We start from the raw sequence: 16,276 nt of genomic DNA, 5'->3' as shown, positions 1-16,276 counted from the left end.
ATGAAAATAAAATTCAATACAAAAATTTCGCTGCTCATTTTATCCACCCTATTGGTGGTGGCTTGTGGCAATAAGGATTCCGAAAAAATGGAATCTTCCGAAGAATCTTCGATGAAAGAAGAACAACTCGTTGCAACTGGAATCAAACAAATCACTTTTACCAAAGACCAATACAATCTTGCCGAAATTGAAACCGGTGCGATTGAAATGAGAAATTTAAGTAACATCATAAAACTAAATGGTACCATAGATGTAGAGCCTGAAAGTATGGCTTCTGTATCTGCACCTTTAGGAGGTTATTTAAAAACGGCTGGCAGATTGCCTGGTGAAGCAATTAAAAAAGGGCAAGTCTTGGCAACCATTGAGAATCCTGAATTTATCCAAATCCAACAGGGTTATTTGGAAAGTTTGAGCAGACTTCAATTTCTTGAAGAAGAATTTAATCGACAAAAGAAATTGAGAGAGGAGGACATCAATTCTGCAAAAACATTTCAGCAGGTTTCTTCAGATTATAAAATAACACAAGGAAGAGTGAAGGCATACGAACAGCAGCTTGCCCTTGCGGGAATAATTAGAAGTTCTGTCCAAAATGGTAATATAACACGAACCGCAAATCTTTATGCACCAATTTCAGGTTTTATAAAAGCGAGTAATGTAAATATCGGTGATTATGTTTCCCCACAGGATGTGCTATTTGAACTGGTGGATTTAAACGATATTCATTTGGCATTGAACGCCTTTGAGAGAGATTTAGAAAAGCTGGAGATTGGCCAAACCGTTAAATTTTCGCTTTCTGATGACAATACCTTCAATCGTACTGCCGAGATTTTCATAATTGGAAAAGCGACTGGTAGTGACCGTATGACGCCAGTTCATTGCCATATTAAACAAGAAAACCAAAAAGGCTTATTACCGGGAATGTACGTAAAAGCTTGGGTAGAAAGCGGTACAAATAAGCAAAATGCGATTCCGTCGGCAGCCCTTGTCCAATATGAAGGGAAAGATTATGTAATCCTTCAAACCGAAGAAACGGAAAATGGGTATACATTCAAGTTAGAACAGGTTAAAAAAGGAATTGAGCAGGAAGGATATACAGCCATAACTTTTGCCGATGGCGCTACTGTTCAAAATTTTAAACCTGTTGTTAAAAACGCTTATTCCATCTTGTCTGCATTAAGAAATTCTGAAGAAGAAGAATAATTTAAAAATCAATAACAATAAAAATTAAACATTATGAAAAAAGTACTTTTTATCGCAACAATTAGCTTAACCCTATTAGCATCTTGCAGGGACAACAAGAAAGTTGAAAATATGGAGAAGCAAAAAATTGAAACAACCTTAAGCCCAGAAGAAATGAGCCAAAGGGAAGATAGCTTGAATATGGTAAGGGAAGAAAACCGAATATTGGACAGTATACAACAAGTCAAATCCCACGGGCACGCCCATTAATAATCAAAGTCCCATTGTGCAGCAATGTGCAATGGGATTTAAATAAGTAAACTATGAAAATCAAAAAAATATATGCCTTTCTCATTCTTTTTCTATGTGGAGCATTTGTTTCAATGGCGTATGCTCACGGAGTAGATGAAGACACGCAAACATTTTTATTAGGAAACAGCGGCGTGGCATTCGGCTCCTTTCTTTATATAGGAGCAAAACATATGATTACAGGTTATGACCATCTGCTATTTTTGGTCGGCGTTATTTTCTTTCTGTATAAACCGAAAGAAGTGCTTTTATATGTTAGCTTTTTTACCATTGGCCATAGTACAACGTTACTGTTAGGTGTTTTAGCCGATATAAATATTAATGCATACTTAATAGATGCTATCATTGCGCTATCCATTGTTTATAAGGGATTCGACAATTTGGGAGGTTTCAAACGTTTCTTTGGCAAACAACCTAACACGAAAGCAGCAGTTTTGATATTCGGTCTGTTTCACGGTTTTGGTCTTGCCAGTAAACTGCAAGAATTTAAATTTGATAAAGACGGCCTTTTTACTAATCTAATTGGTTTCAATATAGGTGTAGAAATAGGACAATTTATTGCTTTGGCAGTTGTGTTAATCCTTATTACAATTTGGAGAAGACAACCCAGTTTTATGAAATTTTCAACAATTACAAATACAGCACTTATGGCAGCAGGGTTTTTATTGCTCGGCTTCCAATTAACAGGCTATTTTACATCTTAAAAAAAAATTATTATGTCAGAAATGAAACATCCAATCTTGGAAAAAAGTAAAATTATAAAGGCAACCGTCATAGCATTAGTTGTTGGAGCACTTCTTTTGGTTGTAGCAGTATTACCTGCGGAATATGGTATAGACCCAACAGGAGCAGGTAAAGTTTTAGGGTTTAGCAAACTCTATGTGCCTGAAAGCAATCAAACTGATGATTTGGGAATGATGGTCTCAACATCAAATCTTCCATTAATAAAACTCGAAAAAGCTGGGTCGGGACCCGATGTCGCTCGACCCGTTGAGGCAGATTTTCCAGCACCCGAAGAGCAATTAGCTGCACGCGAGGATGAAACTACAGTGATAGTTCCGGCCGGAAAAGGCATAGAATTTAAAATAGATATGCTCAAATACGGAACAATGAAATATGAATGGACAACCGCAAACAATGAAGTACTGTACTTTGATTTTCACGGCGAGGTAAAACAAAAAGAGGAGGTAAAAGAGGTTTATTTTGAAAGCTATACGATTTCAAATTCCCATAATATGGTTGGCACTTTTTTAGCCCCTTATGAAGGAAAACACGGTTGGTTTTTCAGAAATACCAGTAATGAAGATGTAACAGTAAACTTGAGGCTCAAAGGTCAGTATACATTATAACCTAAAGTCCTGCAATGGAAGGTCAATTTCTACGCCCAATTGAAATACCCTTCCATTCAGCAGGCACAAATTAAACTTTTGAACTCAATTAATATTTAGAGAATTAATGAAACTGTCAAAACTATTAGAACCATTCCAAGCTTTACGTAATCGTTTATTCGCAAAACTTTATTTGGCACAGACCATAAGTTTATTGGGCGATGCCTTTACGTGGGTCGGGTTGGCTCTTTTGGCATATCAGTTCGGCGAAGAAAGGGCTGCGGTCATATTGGCAACAGCTCTTACTTTACGAGTTACTGCATTCATTATATTTTCGCCTTTTGCAGGCGTATTAGCAGATAGGATTAGCCGAAAGAAAATACTATACACCACACATTTTGTAAGAATGGTTATAGTTGGCTGTTTGCCTTTTGTAACTGAAGAATGGCAAATTTATGTTCTCATTTTTCTTATGAATGTTTTCAACGCATTTTTTAGTCCGACCTATCGAGCTATTATTCCGCAGATTGTAGATAAATCCATATACCGTCAAGCCATAGGTTTATCAGCAGCCACGTATCAGCTTTTAGGAGTTTTGGGGCCAGGCTTGGCAGGAATTTTAGCCATCTGGTTGGGTGCAAGGGAAATATTTTTTGTCGATGCTGCTACTTTTGTGATAGCAGGTATTTTATTGTTAAGCCTTCCGAAAAGTAAGTTGGATGTAGTCCCAGACGAAATCGAGGGTAAAATAAAGCCAACCACTTGGCAAGATGTTTTAAAAGGCATTAAATTACTATTTTCCAATCAATACGTGCGCTTTGCATTATTCATTGAATTTGTATCTGCGATTGCGGGCGCACTTATTTTGGTAAACACCATCGTATTGGTCAAAGGTGGATTGGAACTTACAGATAAGGACTATGGAATCATAATGGCAGCTTTCGCTATTGGCGCAATGGTAGCAGCCTTTGTTTCTGGAGCAATTGATAAATCCAAATCAAGACGTATCTCTCTTATTATTGGAGCTCTGATATTAGGGGTGGCCATAAGTTTTGCCAATTATCTCGATTTTTCAATGCTATTCATTGTATGGATTATTGCGGGACTTGGTCAAAGCCTTGCGGAGATTCCATCCGAAACACTTATCGGAGAAACAGTTCCAGTTGAAGAACAAGGTAAAGTGTATGGTTCTCATTTTGCATTTTCACATCTCTGGTGGGCATTTGCATATCCATTGGCAGGTTTTTTGGGAACTACATATCCCAATCAAAGTTTTTTATATGGTGGTATTATAACATTAGTATTATTAGTGCTGGTGGTTATTTTTTTAAGACCAAAAAAAATTAAGCTCAAAAAATAGAATTATGGCAGAATCTAAAAATAATAAGTCAGTAATTTATCGATGCGACGGCGTAAAATGCCGAAAGAAAAAGGGAAAGCTTTTAGATTATTATATTAAGAAATATAAACTAAAAGATAAAATAGAAGTCGACGATATGGACTGCAACAACAAGTGCGAACAAGCACCCGTTATGCACCTTCATCCAGAGGATATATGGTTTTCGGAGAAAGATTTAGGAACAATCGTTAAAAGACATATTTTAAATAAATAATCGGTTTAAATTGAAAACAAAAACACCTTCTTACTTTGGTAGGGAGGTTTTTTTATGCCATTACATTTATAATCCCAATCAGCACAATCCCCTACATTCCGTTGCTCTACATTTCGAGAAAAGAGCTTCACTAACAAAGGTCTTGGACACAATTCCAAAATTTTAGATTTCCACTACGCTATACCCCCCCAAAAAAGCGGAAAACACTTCATTCCCAATCTACCTTTAAAGTTAAGTCCGCTTTTAAGACTACCTCAAGCGACAACTTTAGTTGATATTTAATTAAAGCCAAAAATAACCATTTCAAATATTTACCACTTTATTGATGTAGTGGCGATAATTAGTTTTCAAATATTCGCCACTTTTTTGTATTTTTGGCAAAGTTTTGATATTGTATTATGCCAAAAATTATAGAAAACAAGCTTATAGAAGCGTTTAAGGAGCGAAGTTCTTTTGACAGGGACGAGCTATTTCAGTTCTATTTGGACTTTGAACCAGATTTGAAGGAAAGTACATTTAGTTGGCGCATTTACGACCTGAAGAAAAAAGACATCATCAAAACTATTGGTCGTGGATTGTATGTTATATCCTATAAACCCAAGTATAGACCAGTACTGTCTGATAGTGTTCTAAAAATAGCAAGTAAGACCAATGAACGATTTGAGGAAATCCAATATGCTATATGGGAAAACCAATGGCTCAATGAATTTACGCAGCATCAAGTATCCAATCAAATGATTGTAGTAGAAGTGGAAAAGGAATTTACAGAATCACTATACTATTATCTAAATGATTCCTTGAAAATGGATTTTTTCTTGAATCCCGATGACAAGGAAATTGAATTCTACATTTCCGAGAGTGCTGTTCCCGTGGTCATAAAACGTCTCGTCACCAGAGCACCGATAAGTAAATTGAAAGACAAAAAAAATGTAGTTCCAGTTGCAACGCTTGAAAAAATAATGGTGGACTTGTTTGCCGATGAAAACCTGTACCATTTTTACCAAGGCTCTGAACTCATAAATATTTATGAAAAAATACTTGAGCGATACAGTATTAATTTCACAAAGTTCTTTAGCTATGCGAAAAGACGAAAGAAAGAACAGGAAATCAAGCAATTTATGAATAACCACATACCGAATATTTTAGAGGACATAATCAATGATTGAAAACAAAAGCTTCACAAAAGAGTGGCTGGATATTTTTCGGTCAAAAAAAGAACATAAAGGCATTAATGTGACCATTTTGGAAAAAATGGTTCACGCATTCTCTTTATTAGAACATCTAAAGATAGAAGGACTTGATTTTGTTTTTAAAGGCGGCACATCGCTCGTACTCTTACTTGAAGAAGGCAATCGGTTTTCAATCGACATTGATATCATTTCAAGTGTAAAACGCGACCCATTGAAAAAAATTCTCGATGCGGTTGTTGCCAACTCACATTTTAAAAGCCACATCTTGAATGAGCGTCGAAGTTATAAAGAAGGTGTTCCAAAGGCACATTATACTTTTGAATTTGACTCGGTTTACAACCCGAATGTTTCAGGAACAATTCTGCTGGACATTCTTTTTGACAGTCCGCATTATCCAGAACTTATAGAATCTGCCATAGAAGTATCTTGGCTTTCGGTCGCTGGAACTACAACGACGATTACAACACCATCGGTAAATTCCATCTGTGGCGATAAGCTTACTGCTTTTGCGCCAGAGACCATTGGTATTCCATATTATAAGGGCGACCAGTTATTTACAATGGAAATCTGTAAGCAATTGTTCGATTTAGGGAAGTTGTTTGAAAACATTACAGATATGTCTATTGTTAAGGCAAGTTTTTCCGCTTTCTCGAAAGCGGAACTATCCTATCGTAGTTCCGATAAAGATTTCGGCAAAAGAAACCTCAAAGAAACAGATGTTCTTTGGGATTCCATAAACACCTGTGCCATCATCGCCAAAAGGGAACGCAATCCAACCAAGGAAACAAAAAAGAAGTTTGACGAATTAAACCGTGGCATACGCAGTTTTGGAAGTGCGTTTTTGATGACAGGAAATTTCAGGATAGAGGAAGCTCTTGCAGCTTCGGCCAGAGTAGCCTATTTGAATACACTTTTATTGCAACCCGAAATTACTGAAATTGAATATTACGAAGGACAAGGTATAAGCGAACTTACTATTGAAAATGTAGAATGGGCATACTTGAACAAATTGAAACGCCAGCCGGATAAGTCTATATTTTATTACTGGTACAAGGCAGTGGAATTGTTACCAGTTTAAAAGGAGTAGGATGGCAAAAACCAAGAGAAATTCGAGATTAGTAATAAACAGTTAAACACAAAACAATATGCAAACAGCACATATTGAAGAGATTTTTAAAGAATATTTAAGGAAAGAAGCAACACAATACGCTTTACTTATTAATGGTACTTGGGGAAGTGGCAAGACATTTTTTTGGAAAACAACGCTGCACGCAATGGTAAAAAAACAAGAGCTAAAGCCATTATATATTTCGTTGAATGGATTGAAAACCGTAGAGCAGTTGCAACAGCAATTGATGATTAAATTAATTCCCTTTTTTGGAAAGCCTGAAAATAAAGCTTTAAAAAATATAGCAAGACTAACAGGTAACATAGGGAATACCGTAACCAAGTTTTTCAAGGTTGACTTCAGTAATATTTTGAGTGGTGTAACTTTGGATGGCTTAAAATTTAATGATAAAGTTATTTGTTTTGATGACCTTGAAAGATGCCAAATACCTATAAAAGAATTATTCGGCTTTATTAATGACTTCGTAGAGCACAAAAACTTGAAATGTCTAATCTTGGCTGATGCAATTAAAATTGATGACAATGCCAATTATTTAAAGATAAAAGAAAAAGTTATAGGCAGAGAACTTAATTATGAACCTGAACTGGAAAAAGTCCTTCCGACTCTCTATAAAACATATACTATCGAAGATGAGTATTTTACATTTTTAAAGGAAAATAAAGACTATATCTACGGGATATTTTTTGAATATGAAGAATATAATTTGAGAATCATATCGTTCTTTTTAGATAGTCTTTTTAAAATTTACGGAAGTCTGAAAGATGTAGCTTCGGAATTTCAAGAAGAGGTTATTCTGTTTACAGCTCTTATTTCAATTGAGTTCAAGAGAGGTCATTTGAAATCTGATGAGAGTAATGATTTCAACGGACTGGAAAATACATCTTATTTTTGGTATCAAAATAGAGGTAAAAGTGTTCCAATGAATAGCTTCTTTCCAGAAGATAAAAAAGAACCGGAGATAGAGCCAACCTATGCTGAAAAATTCTATTTGAAGTATGTGGAAAGTAGAATCAACGAGTTTCAATTTTACGGAAGCATTTACACTTATATCCTTTCAGGGTATCTTGATATTAAAAATTTAAAAGATGAACTGGAAAAAAGAAAGCCCGAAGAACATCCCGAAGAAGTATTGGAATTTATGAGACTCGTTACTTATGATTTTAGGTCTATTGATGGAAATGAATTTGAAAAATTAGTAGCAAACGTATTACAGAATGCTGAAAAGGGTCTTTATTCTATATATGATTATGATAGGCTCTCAAATTTTTATCATTTTTTTTCACAGAATGGATTAATTGCAAAAACATCGCAAGAAATCGACAATATACTTTCAAAAGGCTTGGATTTAGCTTCAAAGCGCAAGGAAATCAACGATAGAGTTTTTGAAAATTTAGCCCATTTTGCTGTTAGTATACCTGAAATGCAACCAATACGAGACAAAATTATTGCTGTGCATAAAGTCATTAGAGAGGAATCCGAAGCTTCAGAAAGCAATATATTGATGGAATTACTCGAAAATGAACATATTGAAAATTTAAACCAACTGTTTGAGGCAAAGAAATATTCTAAAGATTTTTTAAAGTATATAAATGGGGAACAACTCTTTATCGTTTTAACTTCAGTTAGTAATGGCACATTAGTACACTTTACCAAAGCAATGCAAGAGCGCTATAAGAGTTCGAGTTTAAAACATATGTTTCCAGATGATTTTGACAGTTTAAATCATTTGAAGGTATCAATCGATAATTTAATACTTAAAGACGAAGAACTTGATAAATTGAGAATATTTAATTGGAAAGAATTATTAGAAATCCTTGATAGAGCCTGTAAATTATTAGCAACCGAAGATGAATAGAATTTTATAATTCTACCCTACTTAACAAGAGAATTACATTCCCAGTATCATTCAGCCCATTCCCCTACATTCCGCAAAAAAGCTATATTTCAGGCAAAGCGCTTCATTAAAACAAGTCTTAGACACAACTCCAAAGCTTCCGATTTCCTTTCCACTTGCCCACTCATTCCCAAGAAAATCGGGAAGTGGTCAAACTCCATTTCAACCTACACCTTTCAAGTTAAGTCCGCTTTAAATTCTGTTTCAAGAGAAGAATAAGTTTATAAAATCCGTTCAGCCCATTCCCCTGCATTTCGCGAAAAGCTACATTCCAAGAAAAGAGCTTCCCTACACAGGTCTTGGACACAATCCCCAATTTTGACTTTCCATTTCGTTAACCCTTTCCTATGCTGGAAAGGAACACAACATTCCCTAGCCAAAATCGAGAATCAAATCCGCTTTAAAAAGGAACTTAATTATCATACAATATACACGCAAGGTAAACTCGTAAAATACTTCCATCAAAAGACTACGGCATAAAGCCAACGCTTCTTCCATCACTTATTTATTCCGTTTCCTTTTGAGCCAAGATTTTAGCTTCCGTTTGGTTTCTGCTCAAATATTGTTTAACCAAAAATTTTAACATTATGAAAAATACAGCTGTAAAATCCGACATTTCATTGCAAGAAGCAGAAGAACATTATCAATTAAGTAGTGAAAATTATAATGTCGATAGTGGCGAAAGTCATTTAGCGTACTACAGAGAAAAGCATCCCTTTTACTACCAGATATTATTAAATAATGTTTAATCTAAAAATCAGAAAGAACTTTTTGTAGAGTGAGTTAACTACTCACCAAAGTAATATTAACCTTTTATCGAATTCAATTTTTTTAACCCGTTCAGCACATTCCCCTACATTCCGCGAAAAGCTACATTCCGGGAAAAGAGCTTCCCTACAAAAGTCTTGGACACCATCCCCAATTTCTACTTTCCATTCCGCTTACCCGCTCCGCTGCGCTGGAACGGGACGCTTCATTCCCAATCCGAAATCGTGAACGGAGTCCGCCAAATCGGAATTCCATTTAATCATTTGGTGCCACTTCCTATGTTATTGTACTTCACAAAGTCTTTAGAAATACTTCCGCACCCTCGCTGCCCTAACCTTTTTTTGCCAGCAAAATACCAACATTTTGAACTTGAACAGACTGCATAAACCGTTACGCTGCGCTTCACTTTTTATAAGTCCTTATCAATTCAAAATCTTGAAACTGTATCAGCAACAAAAAAAAGGTAACAGCGAGGGCGCTATGGGAAGTAAATCTAAAATAAAACTTATGAAATCTTACAAAAACATACAAAAGGAAGCGGCACCAAAAAAAACAAAAAAGGAAAACGCTCAAGATATAATAAGTAAATCACTTCAAAAAATATAACAATAAACTGTCTGAATAGTTCAGATAGCATTTTAATTAATCTTTAAATATTTTATTATGAGTACTTTAAAAAATCACGTACAGTTAATCGGAAACGTTGGACAAGAGCCAACCATTACAAACCTTGAAAGCGGTAAAAAAGTAGCCCGTTTTTCACTCGCAACTAACGAGTATTACAAGGATGCCAAAGGCGAAAAACAAACAGAAACCAATTGGCATACCGTTGTGGCTTGGGGCAAGACTGCCGAAATTATCGAAAAATTTGTAGGTAAAGGCAAGGAAGTAGGTGTTACGGGAAAATTGAAATCCCGAAGCTACGAGGACAAAGAGGGTATCAAACGATATGTTACCGAAATCGAAGCAAATGAAATCCTTTTGCTTGGAAGCAAGAATGATAAGTAATCATTGAAATTTTAGAGGGCGTACCTCTCGAAAGTTGCGCCCTTTTTTATTAATAATCTTTAAAACTTTTATTATGAAAACTATTAAAAATCACGTTCAGTTAATCGGGAACATTGGGCAAGACCCACAGGTTACAAATCTTGAAAATGGAAAAATTGTGGCGCAGTTCTCAATGGCTACAAATGAAAATTACAAGGATGCAAAAGGCGAAAAACAATCTGAAACCCATTGGCATAGTGTTGTGGCTTGGGGAAAACTCGCTACAATTATTGAAAAATATGCAGTAGTAGGAAAACAAATTGCTATTGAAGGCAAATTGGCACAACGCTCTTATGAAACCAAGGAAGGCGAAAAACGATACTATACCGAAGTTGTAGCAAGGGAAATTCTTTTGCTCGGGTCTAAAATGGTAAGTAACCATAAAAATTAAAGAGGACGTTCTCGTCGAAAATTGCGCCCTCTTTTTAATTATCCACTAATAAAAATAGATAACAATGAAAGCACAAGTTAACGAAATCAAAGAAGGATTGCAACATTTTCACGGAACGGAAATGTTCTACCAAATCCCATTATTAAGAACACGTTTTACAGACGGACTAAAATATCTTGCCAATGTAGCAGATTGTTTTTGGCTCATTACGGACACTTCCGTAATTGCAAAAAGTCTAATGAACCGAAGCGAATTTGTAACCATAGACTTCAAAAGATTGCCCGAAGATAAGCAGGATTTTACAGGCTATGAAGCAGAGATAATATACAGCGATGGCAACAACAATATTTTGGAAAAACACGGTTATCGGGTAACTGATTTTCCGCTCGATGAACTGCGGTTATTTTTTGTAAATGATACGTTGATGTTACCAAGCGAATACTAAAATTTAAAGCTATGGTTTATCTAAATTTTACAGACTTGAGCGAGGAGGCTCAAAACCGTCTTTTGGAAGATTCCAAAAAGGATGTGGAACGAAAATTTGGCGACGATATTCGCAAATACGTAAGAGAAAATTACACCTGTTTTGAAACGATGATAGAGGAAGAAGCATTGCGAAATTTATATTCCTATACGTTTGTATTTAACATCTAATTTTCTAAATTTTATAGTCAAGCACCTCTAAATTTTTGGAGGTGTTTTTGTATGCAATTAATTTCAAGTCGAGAAAAAAGCGTATCTTTATTTCGCTGAAATTCAGCACACATAAATTAATATAGTTATCCCATTTTTAACTTTCGCTGATAGCTATATCCATCTATAATTTACATATAGGAATTTTCGGATTCCTAAAAGGCAATTGGCTTTTTAGCCAGATTGTATGAAATTTTTGTCACGCTTTGGCGTGACGAAAAGGAATAGCAAGAGGGTAACGGGCAGAGCCACGTTACATATTCCTTTTAGCGTATAATCCATTGATTTTAAAATACTTGAAAATTAATGGATTATATAAATTTCTTCGATTTGCGTCAAATGCCCCCACACAGTCTGTAAACAGGGATGGATTTACGTCAAACACAAAAAAAAGCGAAAGAAAATGGATTCATTCATCACCATCAGGTTCAAAAGGAAAACTGCCAAACGTTTTCAGGAATTTTCAAAAAAGCACTTCAAGACACATACGGAAACGATGGAAGCCATTCTTGATTTTTTCTTCTACAATGAGATATCTCCAAAAGAAAAATTAGGTCCGACAGGACGAACCATCGAAGCCAAGTTACTGAAAAGAATCAATGCAGTAATCGCTATAATGAGGGATGTTGAAAAGACCCAAACCAAGCCTACAGTTGCAATGATTCAATCCCTTTTTGAGACAGAACAGCCAAGCAAAAAACCTTTGATAGTGGAAAAGAAATATGCCGAAGAAAAAAAGAAAGTACGCTTTCGCGAAAAGCAAAATCTTAATAACGACCTCTAAAATTTTAAGCTATGTACATAACAATAACACCTCAAAAAATGGGAAGCAATTATTCTAAAAGTTCGGCTGATTTTGTGGGTTATCTGGAGAAGGAAAACCAAGGACTGGAACAGCAGGATATGGAACATTTTTTTAACCAATACGGCGACGAGATTTCAGCAGAGGAAGTGGTCAAGGAAATTGATGGCAATACGGCAAAACTCGAAAAGCACGAACCACGGTTTTATTCCATTACCGTAAGCCCATCTAAATACGAACTGAAACGGTTGCAGAACCATAGTGAGGATTTGCAAAAATACACCCGTGAGACTATGAAGGATTATGTGGCTTCATTTAATCGCGAAATCAATGGGCGACCCATTACAATCGATGATATAAAATACTATGCTAAAATTGAACACCAAAGAGCCTTTAAAGGAACGGACTTTCAGATAAAAGAAAACCAACCGTATGCCACAAAAATACTTCAACTAAAAACTGAAATCCGAAATGTGCAAGATGGACGAGCAGAAGGGAATGTGAAAAAATTGGAAAAAGAAATAGGGAAACTCGAAAGAGAAGCCCCACACCAACAGAACGGAAAACGAATCGTACAAGGAATGCCAAAAGCAGGAAACCAAAGTCATATCCATATTATTGTGAGCCGTAAGGATGCTTCCAATAAATTCTCTTTGTCCCCAGGAAGTAAATACAAAGCTTCTGATGTTGAATTAAATGGTAAAACGGTAAAACGGGGATTTGATAGGGATGGGTTTTTTGAGAAAGCGGAAAAGACTTTTGACAAGTCTTTTGGCTATCAAAGGAACTTTGCTGAAACTTATAAAGCAAGAAAGGATTTCAACAAGAATCCGAAAATCTATTTTGCTTCACTAATGAAACTGCCCACCAATGAAAAAGCGATTGCGTTCAAATTAATGCGTGAAAGTAATATTCCAATAATGCCGAGTATTCCGGTCACGCAAGCACAATTGGCAATGAAAATTTTTAATAGGCTACGACGTGGTGCGGAAGTGGCCATTAAATCGAGTTCCATCGGAATCTAATCTAAAACTATGCAAATGGACAATCTCGTAACGGTACTTTTTATTATTGGTTTGGCCAGTAGTGTTTTTTATGGAATATTTCGGATAAGCAGATATGCATTTGTCGTCAATTTTCTATTGATTGGTGCTTTTGTGTATTATTTAAATGAACAATTACCATTGTTTCAAATAGCACTTTATTTGGTTTGTCCTCTGACATTAATTAATATAGTAATGTATGTATTCTTACATAAAACGGACGAGCCTAAAAGTGGAAATGCCAAATATCAAGTCAATTTTGCCACCACGAAAGGAAATTTTAAACTGGATAACATCAAACGAGGTGCATCCATAATAGGTTCTGCCGGAAGTGGAAAGACCGAGAGTGTTGTGGTCAATTGCAGGATAGTTTCCGTAAGGGTGCCGAGATAATTTTTATATCCCTGGGCATTGCCGTTGACGGTATAGAAGCTTACAATTTCGGTATCTGTTGCGCCAAGGCCGTTGATCAGATAATCTATAGCAGGGAAACCTTGTACATCTATTGTAGATGGCAAAGCCAAGTCATAACTGCCAGTTTCTATAAAATTTTCTATTCTTTGGGTGTCAGAGGGGTAAATATTCAGTCGGTTCCTGTACCTTACTTCTTCGGCTTTGCCAATTTCAAACATAGAGACCTTTTGAAAGGCAATATAGGATGCGGCCCACGAAGCTCGCAAATCCTGAAGGTTTGCCTCTGTAGGCTCATTTGCAAAGACCGTTGCAGCAGTGTTCAGGTTTTCGGCCTCTGTTTTAAAAGAAGTATATGCAGGGACAATGATATTATCTGCCCAATTTACAAGCATTGCGCCACGATCAAAATTATTGTTAGCCGGTGGCAAGTTTTCGTTCCCATTATCTTTTGAACACGCTACAATCAGCAGTCCGATACTAATAAAACTCCAAAGTTTCCAGTGTTTCATAACTATTTTTTTTTAAATCAACCGATTTTTCCATCGGCGGTAAATCGGTTGATGTGGCTAATTCAATTTTTATTTAATTTGCGCTGGCAGCTTGCTCGACCGTGAAGTCAAATTTAGCGGCAATAGCTTCCGTAATACTGTCCAGTGTTGAAGGTTCAAGGTCCCAAAAACCATTGGGTCCATCCGCCAAGAGAGCAGATGTAAAACCATCAACTTCGCTTTTGCTAAAGAAGGAAGTATCTGTACTCTGGTTTCTAGTAAAACGCAAGCTAAAAACAAACCCATAACCCTCAGAAAGGTTTTGGAATGCGGCGCCAAAATCACCGTTTGCAAGCAAATTTTTTCCTTGTTGTAAATAGTATACCGCACGTATGGCAATTACCTCGGATATTTTTTGACGTATAATGGCAGCCTGGGTATCCCGTACTGTATAATCTTTTGCCACTATCGCGGCACGACCCAATTTGAATGCATCAAAAATATCGGCAGCAATGGTAGAAAAATCCGGGTCTGCGTTTACTGTGCCCAAATAATCATTCAAAAAACTATCATCGCCCCCAATGGTTACATTCGGGTTGGCTGCATCAACGGATGTTCCGTAGAGGTATCCATAGGCCTCGTCCCAATTATGTTCCATCGTGGTAAAGGTCTCTCCATCTTCTGTAATCCCATTGTCGTTGTCCGCAACTTTATTATCCGCATCAAGAACAGCTATGCTGAGATAGTTGTTAAGCATCTGATCTGCCATCAGCGCCCCAATAAGGCTTTTTGCAAACATTTGGTTGTACACAAGTCCTTTAGCGTTAACATACCGGGTTTTTGTCCCATCGGCAAGTTGACCGGCACTGCCAGCGACTGCTAGGACATCCTTGTTAGGGAATACCTCATTGACCTGACCGGAAATATAGCTATCGAATAGGTTTCTTATAGCTGCCGCTTCTGTGGTGTTTGCGCTAAAATAATCTTGGGACGCAGCCGTTTTACTGCGTACGTTTTTATCTGACGCATTTAAGGCAGCGTCTGAAAAATCTAGGTCCCCTTCCTGATGTGCATACATTGCCTGCAAGGATATCACAGTCGTGTTTTCGAAATCTGTAAAGGAATTAAGGATTTCTTCAGCCATTAAAATTCGGGTGGTCTGGCCACTAAAATCCAATGTGGATTGTCCATCTCTTTCGAAGGTGTAGTTTGAAGGCACCTCAATGTTTGAGGTTTCAGTAATCGGCTCATCATCAGAAGAGCACGAAGCAAAAATAAGGCTTCCTATAATTGCGTAAAAAACATTTTTTTCATCATTAAATTTATTTAGACTTAATATAAGTAAGTGATTATTTCAGCGACAAAAATAGAAATGAAATTTAAAAAAACAAACTTATTTAGAACAATTCTTAATAATAAATTTAAAACAGGTTTGTATTCGGCATTTTTCTAGAAATTAGATAATCTTTCATATAGATTTAGGAGAATATGTTGCATATGAAATCAAAATTATTTGTTAAATAAAGAAAATTTACTTGAAATTTTGTATTTTTGTAAAATTAATGAAGAAAATCTTTTTTAAAATATCAACATTCTCTATGGCACTGTTAGTGTTGTTGTCAACCGTATCATTTACGGTAGATAGTCATTATTGTGGAGATATTTTTGTGGACTCTTCATTATTTGGTCACGCTCAAACTTGCGGTATGGATGTTCAACAGCAATCGCAGTCATCAGAGTGTGATATTTCTAAAAAAGATTGCTGTAGTGATGAACAAGTGATTGTTGAAGGGCAAGATACTTTAAAAACATCGTTCGACAAATTAGATAAAGACCAACAACTATTTGTTGCTGCTTTTATCCATACCTATATACACTTATTTTTCGAATCTCAAGAAGATTTAAATTCATACAGAGATTATACGCCTCCTCCCTTGGTCAGGGATATTCAAGTTTTAGACCAGACTTTCCTTATTTGATTTTTAAGT

20 protein-coding genes are annotated in these 16,276 nt (G+C 36.2%); 18 read left to right on the top strand and 2 right to left on the bottom strand.

Annotated features, from left to right (window positions below; translation table 11 throughout):
- The 17 genes from P164_RS12045 to mobB all read left to right on the top strand — a co-directional run bounded on the left by P164_RS12045 (position 1) and on the right by mobB (position 13,368).
- Complete coding sequence (locus P164_RS12045) at positions 1-1,200, top strand: efflux RND transporter periplasmic adaptor subunit (RefSeq protein ID WP_008610748.1); 1,200 nt, start codon at positions 1-3, stop codon at positions 1,198-1,200.
- A 33-nt stretch (positions 1,201-1,233) separates the two neighbouring features.
- Positions 1,234-1,449, top strand: coding sequence for a hypothetical protein (locus P164_RS12040; RefSeq protein WP_008610749.1), 216 nt, complete (start codon positions 1,234-1,236; stop codon positions 1,447-1,449).
- A gap of 53 nt (positions 1,450-1,502) precedes the next feature.
- Complete coding sequence (locus P164_RS12035; RefSeq protein WP_008610750.1) at positions 1,503-2,192, top strand: HupE/UreJ family protein; 690 nt, start codon at positions 1,503-1,505, stop codon at positions 2,190-2,192.
- 12 nt (positions 2,193-2,204) lie between these two features.
- Positions 2,205-2,837, top strand: a complete 633-nt coding sequence (locus P164_RS12030; RefSeq protein ID WP_008610751.1) for a hypothetical protein — start codon at positions 2,205-2,207, stop codon at positions 2,835-2,837.
- Between the two features lie 106 nt (positions 2,838-2,943).
- The gene (locus P164_RS12025) at positions 2,944-4,176 is read left to right on the top strand and encodes an MFS transporter (RefSeq protein WP_008610752.1); all 1,233 of its coding nucleotides are present in this window, start codon (positions 2,944-2,946) and stop codon (positions 4,174-4,176) included.
- Between the two features lie 4 nt (positions 4,177-4,180).
- Complete coding sequence (locus P164_RS12020; RefSeq protein WP_008610753.1) at positions 4,181-4,429, top strand: (2Fe-2S) ferredoxin domain-containing protein; 249 nt, start codon at positions 4,181-4,183, stop codon at positions 4,427-4,429.
- Between the two features lie 398 nt (positions 4,430-4,827).
- A complete protein-coding gene (locus P164_RS12015) occupies positions 4,828-5,595 on the top strand; it encodes a DUF6577 family protein (protein WP_008610754.1) in 768 nt (255 codons plus the stop codon).
- A complete protein-coding gene (locus tag P164_RS12010; protein ID WP_013073644.1) occupies positions 5,588-6,697 on the top strand; it encodes a nucleotidyl transferase AbiEii/AbiGii toxin family protein in 1,110 nt (369 codons plus the stop codon). The genes P164_RS12015 and P164_RS12010 overlap by 8 nt, the downstream gene beginning before the upstream one ends.
- Positions 6,698-6,764: 67 nt before the next feature.
- Positions 6,765-8,603 (top strand): P-loop NTPase fold protein, encoded by a 1,839-nt coding sequence (locus tag P164_RS12005; protein WP_008610759.1) that lies wholly within the window; start codon positions 6,765-6,767, stop codon positions 8,601-8,603.
- 626 nt (positions 8,604-9,229) lie between these two features.
- Positions 9,230-9,391, top strand: coding sequence for a hypothetical protein (locus P164_RS18725; protein WP_008610760.1), 162 nt, complete (start codon positions 9,230-9,232; stop codon positions 9,389-9,391).
- Between the two features lie 454 nt (positions 9,392-9,845).
- Positions 9,846-10,016 carry a hypothetical protein gene (locus P164_RS18720; RefSeq protein WP_159106029.1) on the top strand — a complete coding sequence of 57 codons (171 nt, stop codon included), beginning with the start codon at positions 9,846-9,848 and terminating at the stop codon, positions 10,014-10,016.
- A 57-nt stretch (positions 10,017-10,073) separates the two neighbouring features.
- Complete coding sequence (locus P164_RS12000) at positions 10,074-10,418, top strand: single-stranded DNA-binding protein (protein WP_008610761.1); 345 nt, start codon at positions 10,074-10,076, stop codon at positions 10,416-10,418.
- A 73-nt stretch (positions 10,419-10,491) separates the two neighbouring features.
- Positions 10,492-10,848 (top strand): single-stranded DNA-binding protein, encoded by a 357-nt coding sequence (locus P164_RS11995; protein WP_008610762.1) that lies wholly within the window; start codon positions 10,492-10,494, stop codon positions 10,846-10,848.
- Positions 10,849-10,912: 64 nt separating this feature from the next.
- Positions 10,913-11,293, top strand: a complete 381-nt coding sequence (locus P164_RS11990; protein WP_008610763.1) for a DUF6876 family protein — start codon at positions 10,913-10,915, stop codon at positions 11,291-11,293.
- Between the two features lie 11 nt (positions 11,294-11,304).
- A complete protein-coding gene (locus P164_RS11985) occupies positions 11,305-11,502 on the top strand; it encodes a hypothetical protein (protein ID WP_008610764.1) in 198 nt (65 codons plus the stop codon).
- Between the two features lie 442 nt (positions 11,503-11,944).
- A complete protein-coding gene (locus P164_RS11980) occupies positions 11,945-12,325 on the top strand; it encodes a BfmA/BtgA family mobilization protein (protein ID WP_008610765.1) in 381 nt (126 codons plus the stop codon).
- Positions 12,326-12,336: 11 nt separating this feature from the next.
- On the top strand, positions 12,337-13,368 hold the full coding sequence (mobB, locus tag P164_RS11975) for a MobB family relaxase (RefSeq protein ID WP_008610766.1): 1,032 nt from the start codon (positions 12,337-12,339) through the stop codon (positions 13,366-13,368).
- Positions 13,369-13,634: 266 nt separating this feature from the next.
- Here the strand turns inward: mobB and P164_RS11965 are convergent, their stop codons facing one another.
- Both P164_RS11965 and P164_RS11960 read right to left on the bottom strand, forming a co-directional pair.
- Entirely contained in the window at positions 13,635-14,309 is a 675-nt protein-coding gene (locus tag P164_RS11965; RefSeq protein WP_050989633.1) for an imelysin family protein, read from the bottom strand.
- A 73-nt stretch (positions 14,310-14,382) separates the two neighbouring features.
- Positions 14,383-15,579: a DUF4856 domain-containing protein gene (locus P164_RS11960; RefSeq protein WP_008610769.1), complete on the bottom strand. Its 1,197-nt coding sequence runs from the start codon at positions 15,577-15,579 to the stop codon at positions 14,383-14,385.
- A gap of 271 nt (positions 15,580-15,850) precedes the next feature.
- On the opposite strand from P164_RS11960, the gene P164_RS11955 reads away from it, so the two are divergent.
- On the top strand, positions 15,851-16,267 hold the full coding sequence (locus P164_RS11955) for an HYC_CC_PP family protein (RefSeq protein ID WP_013073638.1): 417 nt from the start codon (positions 15,851-15,853) through the stop codon (positions 16,265-16,267).
- The last annotated feature ends 9 nt before the right edge of the window (positions 16,268-16,276 follow it).

The sequence above is a fragment of the Leeuwenhoekiella sp. MAR_2009_132 genome, assembly GCF_000687915.1.
GTDB lineage: Bacteria > Bacteroidota > Bacteroidia > Flavobacteriales > Flavobacteriaceae > Leeuwenhoekiella.
Note: the sequence above shows the minus strand (reverse complement) of the source record. Positions and strands in the feature narration are given on the sequence as shown.